General features: G+C 44.7%; 6 protein-coding genes. 2 read left to right on the forward strand and 4 right to left on the reverse strand.

Annotated features, from left to right (window positions below; genetic code table 11):
- Positions 1-39: 39 nt before the first annotated feature.
- Positions 40-2,124, reverse strand: a complete 2,085-nt coding sequence (gene fusA, locus A3762_RS19460) for an elongation factor G (RefSeq protein ID WP_068476402.1) — start codon at positions 2,122-2,124, stop codon at positions 40-42.
- Positions 2,125-2,349: 225 nt separating this feature from the next.
- Here fusA and A3762_RS19465 point away from each other — a divergent pair, with 225 nt between their 5' ends.
- Positions 2,350-3,015 carry an NAD(P)H-binding protein gene (locus A3762_RS19465; protein WP_068757195.1) on the forward strand — a complete coding sequence of 222 codons (666 nt, stop codon included), beginning with the start codon at positions 2,350-2,352 and terminating at the stop codon, positions 3,013-3,015.
- Positions 3,012-3,491, forward strand: coding sequence for a HugZ family protein (locus A3762_RS19470; protein ID WP_068757197.1), 480 nt, complete (start codon positions 3,012-3,014; stop codon positions 3,489-3,491). Before A3762_RS19465 ends, A3762_RS19470 begins: the two co-directional genes overlap by 4 nt.
- 53 nt (positions 3,492-3,544) lie before the next feature.
- Here A3762_RS19470 and A3762_RS19475 read toward each other — a convergent pair whose 3' ends face one another.
- Genes A3762_RS19475 through mpl form a run of 3 tightly spaced genes read right to left on the reverse strand, consistent with a single transcriptional unit; the run spans position 3,545 to position 6,365 of the window.
- The gene (locus tag A3762_RS19475) at positions 3,545-4,318 is read right to left on the reverse strand and encodes an ATP-binding protein (protein ID WP_068757202.1); all 774 of its coding nucleotides are present in this window, start codon (positions 4,316-4,318) and stop codon (positions 3,545-3,547) included.
- Complete coding sequence (locus tag A3762_RS19480) at positions 4,315-4,935, reverse strand: flavin prenyltransferase UbiX (RefSeq protein WP_068757204.1); 621 nt, start codon at positions 4,933-4,935, stop codon at positions 4,315-4,317. The genes A3762_RS19475 and A3762_RS19480 overlap by 4 nt, the downstream gene beginning before the upstream one ends.
- A 44-nt stretch (positions 4,936-4,979) precedes the next feature.
- Positions 4,980-6,365: a UDP-N-acetylmuramate:L-alanyl-gamma-D-glutamyl-meso-diaminopimelate ligase gene (gene mpl, locus A3762_RS19485; RefSeq protein WP_255375067.1), complete on the reverse strand. Its 1,386-nt coding sequence runs from the start codon at positions 6,363-6,365 to the stop codon at positions 4,980-4,982.
- Positions 6,366-6,417: the final 52 nt, after the last annotated feature.

The raw sequence follows: 6,417 nt of genomic DNA on the forward strand, positions 1-6,417 counted from the left end.
GTTGTTTCCAACAGGGCTTTTAGCTAAAAGAACTAAGGCTTACTTAGCTTCTTTCTTAGCCTTTTCTTCAGCAATTACTTCTTCTGCCACGTTCATTGGGCAAGGTGCGTAGTGAGAGAACTCCATTGAGAACTGACCACGACCAGAAGTAATAGTACGTAGGTGACCGATGTAACCGAACATCTCTGAAAGAGGAACGTCCGCTTTAACACGTACACCAGTATTACCAGCTTCTTGGTCCTTGATCATGCCACGACGACGGTTCAAGTCACCGATAACATCACCAACGTGATCGTCTGGAGTAAACACGTCTACTTTCATCACTGGCTCAAGAAGTTGAGGACCAGCTTTTGGCATTGACTGACGGAATGCACCTTTTGCTGCAATCTCAAATGCTACTGCTGATGAGTCAACTGCGTGGTAAGCACCATCGTATAGTTCAACTTCAACGTCCAATACAGGGAAGCCTGCAAGTGGACCAGTTTCCATCATACCTTGGAAACCTTTCTCGATTGCTGGGAAGAATTCCTTAGGAACGTTACCACCAACAACTGTTGAAGTGAAAGTAAGACCAGTGTTTTGCTCACCTGGCTTGATGCGGTAGTCGATCTTACCGAACTGACCAGAACCACCAGACTGCTTCTTGTGCGTATAGCTGTCTTCGATTGCTTGCGTGATAGTCTCACGGTATGCAACCTGTGGCTGACCTACTTCTAGCTCAACACCGAAAGTACGCTTCAAGATATCTACTTTGATATCTAGGTGAAGCTCACCCATACCTTTAAGGATGGTTTCGCCTGAATCTTCGTCAGTTTCAACGATGAACGTTGGATCTTCTGCAACCATCTTACCGATAGCAACACCCATTTTCTCAGTTGAACCTTTGTCTTTTGGCTTAACTGCGATCGAGATAACTGGATCAGGGAATACCATCGCTTCAAGTGTACATTCATGCTTAGTATCACAAAGCGTGTGACCTGTTTGTACGTTCTTCATACCAACAACAGCGATGATGTCACCCGCTTGTGCTGAATCAAGTTCAATACGCTCATCCGCTTCCATTTCACACATACGACCAATACGCTCAGTCTTACCTGTGAATGAGTTAAGGATGGTGTCACCCTTGTTCAACTTACCAGAGTAAATACGGATAAACGTTAGTGCGCCGAAACGGTCGTCCATGATCTTGAACGCCAATGCGCGGAATGGCTCGTCAACAGATACTGTTGCAACTTCACCAGTAGGCTCGCCGTGCTCATCAGTAAGAGGCTGAGCTGGAACTTCTGTTGGAGAAGGCAAGTAATCAACAACAGCGTCAAGTACAAGCTGAATACCTTTGTTCTTAAATGCAGAACCACAGTAAGTTGGGAAGAACGCAAGCTCGTTAGTACCTTTACGGATACACGCTTTAAGTTGCTCATCAGTTGGCATTTCGCCATCCATGTAAGCCATCATCAAGTCGTCGTCCATTTCTACAGCAGTTTCAACCATCTGCTCGTAGTACATGTCTACGTCTTCAACCATGTCTGCTGGTACATCTTCAACTTTGTAGTTTTCAGGGAGACCAGAGTCATCCCAGATGTATGCTTTCTTAGACATGATGTCTACAACACCTGTAAAGGTGTCTTCACGACCAATTGGAAGCGTCATAACAAGAGGCTTCGCGCCAAGTGTGTTTTCTACTTGGTCAACAACTTTCAAGAAGTCAGCACCAACACGGTCTAGTTTGTTAACGAAGATCAAACGTGCAACGCCTGATTCATCCGCATAACGCCAGTTAGTTTCTGATTGAGGCTCAACACCGCCCGAACCACAGAATACGCCGATACCACCATCAAGTACTTTCAAAGAACGGTATACTTCAACTGTGAAGTCAACGTGTCCAGGAGTATCGATGATGTTCATACGGTGATCTTTCCAGAATGCTGTGATCGCCGCTGATTGAATAGTAATACCACGCTCTGCTTCCTGATCCATGAAGTCAGTTGTAGATTCACCATCGTGTACTTCACCAGTTTTGTGGATCTTACCGGTGAGTTTCAAAATACGTTCTGTTGTAGTGGTTTTACCCGCATCAACGTGCGCGAAAATACCTATGTTTCTGTACTTGCTTAAGTCTGTCATCGTCTTACTCGAAGTTCGGGGTGAAAAAAATCGCGCGAAGTATACAGTATTTGAGGTAAATAAAAGAGTTAAAATCGTAAATTTTAGTGTCCAAGCCGAACTTTTTAAAAATATGCCGAAAAACCCACTACAAAATAGGCCACCATTTAAGATTCATATGCCCTAGACCTTGGCCCTCATGCCGCCCTACACTATGGAAAACTGCACAAAATAAGAGAGTAAGTTTTGACTAACAGAAAGATTGCTTGGGTCGCTGGCGCCAGCGGCTTAATTGGACGAAGTCTCGTACAACAGCTCTGTGAAGATAAACAATACGAAGAAGTCTATGCCTTTGTTCGATCACAAAACTCATCAGATTATCAGCATCAGAAACTCAGCTACTTTATTTGTGATTGGAACAAGCTTCTTCAGAATCCAAGCTCTTTCGAAGCACCAAGTCGTGAGGTATCGGACTTATTTTGCGCCTTGGGCTCAACCAAAAAGAAAACGCCAAATGCTATGGAATATGTGCGTATTGATGTGGAGTATCCTGAAGCTTTCGCGAAACTAGGTAAACAGCATGACGCTGGTTTCTACGGGCTTGTCTCTGCAAATGGCGCAGACGGAAAAATGCCATCCACTTATCTCAGCATGAAAAAAGATGTCGAACACAGAATCAAACATTGCGACTATGCACACGCCGCTATTGCACGGCCAAGTTTATTGCTAGGAGATAGAGAAGAATTTCGCCTTGGCGAAAAAGCATCTGAGTTCATCTGCAAACTATTGCCCGGAAATTTGAAAGCCATTGATGGCGCAGATGTCGCAGCCGCATTGATTCGTTCAGCCTCATCAAAAGATTTAGGATTTTCGATTCTTAGTTCGAAATCCATGCAAGGTGCTGCTAAGTGAGCAACATAAGTACAAACATCGAATCACTAATTGCAGATACGCAATCATGCATGCTTGCCACGCTCGACCAAAATAAACAGCCCGACGCATCAACAACCCCTTATATTCTCGAAAACAAAAAGCTGTACATTTTTATCAGTGAGCTTGCGGCCCACACACAAAATTTAAAGCAAACAGCCAAGTGCTCGTTGATGCTCACGCAAGACGAAACAGACACAAAAAATATCTTTGCAAGAAAACGACTGATATTTAAAGGCGATGCTCAATTCATCGACAGATCATCGTCGACATTTAACACAGTCATGCCTATCTTCGAGCAACAACGAGGAAAGACAGTCTCGTTATTAAAAAGCCTAAATGACTTTCACCTCGTAGAAATTACACCGAAATCAGGAACCTATGTTGAAGGCTTTGGCGCTGCTTATAGTTTTGAAGGAATGGAATTTGGAAACGCGGAGCAAGAGACGGGTAAATAGCAATTCAAACTCGAGTCAGAGTCCTTGTACTCTGACACCAATATCACCATCTACTAAAGCTTCCCGCTATAGGCTTTAAAGAATTGCTGTGCAGTGCGACCACTACGTCCACCTTTACTGGTCGCAAAACGCTTAGCTTCGGCATGCATGGCCTGCTTATTCTCGACCTGCCCAACCAGCTGGTCCACAATCTCAATATATTGATCTTGATTGATTGAATAAAACGACAACCACAAACCAAAACGATCCGACAAAGATATTTTTTCTTCGACCACATCAGCAAAGTGCAATTCTGTTTCTACTACTTTGGTGCCTTCGTTATCGCTCATGTATTCCGGCATAAGATGACGTCTGTTAGAGGTCGCGTAAATCAGGACATTATCGGGGGGCAATTCAATTGATCCTTCAAGAATACTCTTCAAAGCTTTATAAGTTGCATCACCCTCTTCAAAGCTCAAATCATCACAGAAAACAATAAAGTGGTAGGGCTGCTCGACGAGTTCATCGACGATCTCGGGAAGATCAAGCAGATCATCTTTATCTATCTGAATCACGCGCAGACCTTTGTCAGCATAAGCATTCAAAAGTGCTTTAATAATGCTTGATTTACCTGTGCCGCGGGAGCCCCACAGCAAAGCATTGTTTGCCGGCAGCCCAGCGATAAAACGCTCTGTATTCTCTACTATTAGTTTTTTCTGACGCTCAATCCCCAACAACTGATCAAGCTCAATGCCATCAATCCGTGTCACTGCACGGAGATGCTGCTGCCTCGCTCGCCAGATTGCAGCTACTGTCTTCGACCAATCGATGACTGAAGAAGAGCTCATGTTCGATCTTCTCCCCACTTACTAAGAAGCGTTTGCTCAATTCCTAACTGAGACAAAATACGCGCAACAATGAAATCCACAAGATCATCAACACTTTGCGGTTTGTGGTAAAAACCAGGCGAGGCGGGAATCACCACAGCTCCCATTTTTGTCAACTTCAACATATGCTCAAGGTGAATCTCTGAATAAGGAGCCTCGCGAGGAACGAGTATTAATTGGCGCCGTTCTTTTAATGCAACGTCTGCCGCTCGCTCAATCAAATTATTGCTCGCGCCATTAGCAATTGCAGACAACGATCCAGTGCTGCATGGGCAAACAACCATTTTGGTTGGAGCTCCCGATCCAGAAGCAACCGGAGCCATCCAGTCCTCTTTACCGAATACTTTCACCTGCCCTTGCTTTGCAGAGAACTGTTGCGTCAAAACCTGCTCTAATTGCGCAGCTTGAGCAGGCCATTTATGATCAGTTTCTGTCGCAATGACCATATGCGCAGCTTTGGAAACCATTACAAAAATCTGATGCCCTTCTTTAACCAGAACATCTAACAAGCGCGTTGCATACTGAACACCCGAAGCCCCAGTCACCGCCAAAGTAATTGTTTCTTTAAACTCGCTCATACAATCCTCAACAACAGGGATCAAATAACAGGGTCAGAGTACTTTTACTCTGACCCTAATTTTTTTAGCAAAGCTTCGCGTACTCCGCCAAAGCCGCCATTACTCATCATCAACACATGAACTTTCGTGCCGCCATGCATCTCAATGAACCGATCTACCACACCTTGTATAGCATCAACTGAAATTTCGATATGTTGATTAGTGAATTCGGATAGCTCAGGCGTCAACCACCCTAACTCGTTATTACCCGACAGATCCGCCCATATGATCTGATCTGCATCTTGAGCACTCGGTGCTAATTTGTTTGCATGAATACCCATACGCATGGTGTTTGAACGCGGTTCGATGAGAGCTAAAATCTTTTCAGGCCCAACCTTAGCGCGAAGCCCTGAGAGCGTCGTTTTAATAGCACTAGGGTGATGCGCGAAATCGTCGTATAAAGCAATTTGATCTCGATCGATCAATACTTCCATGCGACGCTTAATGCCGCCAAATCGACTCAAAGCTTGCGCAGAATGCTCGAGTTCAACACCAACATGACGCGCAGCAAGCATCGCAGCTAAAGCATTCGATACGTTGTGCTCACCAGTCATAGACCATGTAACACGGTGCGTCTGATCCGCTAAGCGCACATCAAAGACTGAACCATCAGATTCAACTAGGTGATAACGAGCTTCTGTACTAGAGTCCTCTCCACCAAAACTTTGTTTCTCAGCCCAAACGCCCTTTTCAAGCGTCTCATCAATAGCCTTGCTGCCTTGAGGATAAATCACACGACCATTGCGCGGCACGGTACGAATAACATGATGGAATTGCTTTTGAATAGCACTTAGGTCTTCGAAAATATCGGCATGATCAAACTCGAGATTGTTAACGATCAATGTTCGAGCTTTGTAATGAACAAATTTCGAGCGCTTATCAAAAAATGCGCTGTCGTATTCATCCGCTTCGATCACAAAGAAAGGGGTTTCGCCCAAACGAGCTGAAAATTCGAAATCCTTTGGCACACCGCCGATTAAGAAACCCGGCTTCATTCCAGCATATTCAAGAATCCACGCCAACATCGTCGTTGTCGTAGTTTTGCCGTGCGTACCGGCAACACCCATCACCCATTTTCCCTGCAAGATATGTTCTGCAAGAAATTGAGGGCCTGAGGTGTAGGGCAAACCTCGATCTAGAATTTCTTCGAGCAAAGTATTACCGCGGCTAATGGCATTACCAATGATGAACAGATCAGGCTCAAGATCTAACTGCTGCGTATCGAAACCTTGAATCAACTCGATACCGAGTGACTCAAGTTGCGTACTCATTGGAGGATAAACTCCTTGATCACAACCTGTAACGCGCAAACCCTGCTCTTTTGCGAGCGCGGCAAGCGAGCCCATAAAGGTCCCGCAAATGCCTAAGATATGAATATGTTGAACAGACAAAATATGACTCGAATGCTGTTAACTAAAGACTACCGTTAACGTCGAGCTCAAT

It is taken from the genome of Oleiphilus sp. HI0125, assembly GCF_001635355.1.

Excerpts from the sequence above, each read along its gene's own strand:
- A3762_RS19475 (WP_068757202.1), bottom strand. The coding sequence starts at position 4,318 with ATGAGCTCTTCTTCAGTCATCGATTGGTCGAAGACAGTAGCTGCAATC.
- A3762_RS19480 (WP_068757204.1), bottom strand. The coding sequence starts at position 4,935 with ATGAGCGAGTTTAAAGAAACAATTACTTTGGCGGTGACTGGGGCTTCG.
- fusA (WP_068476402.1), bottom strand. The coding sequence starts at position 2,124 with ATGACAGACTTAAGCAAGTACAGAAACATAGGTATTTTCGCGCACGTT.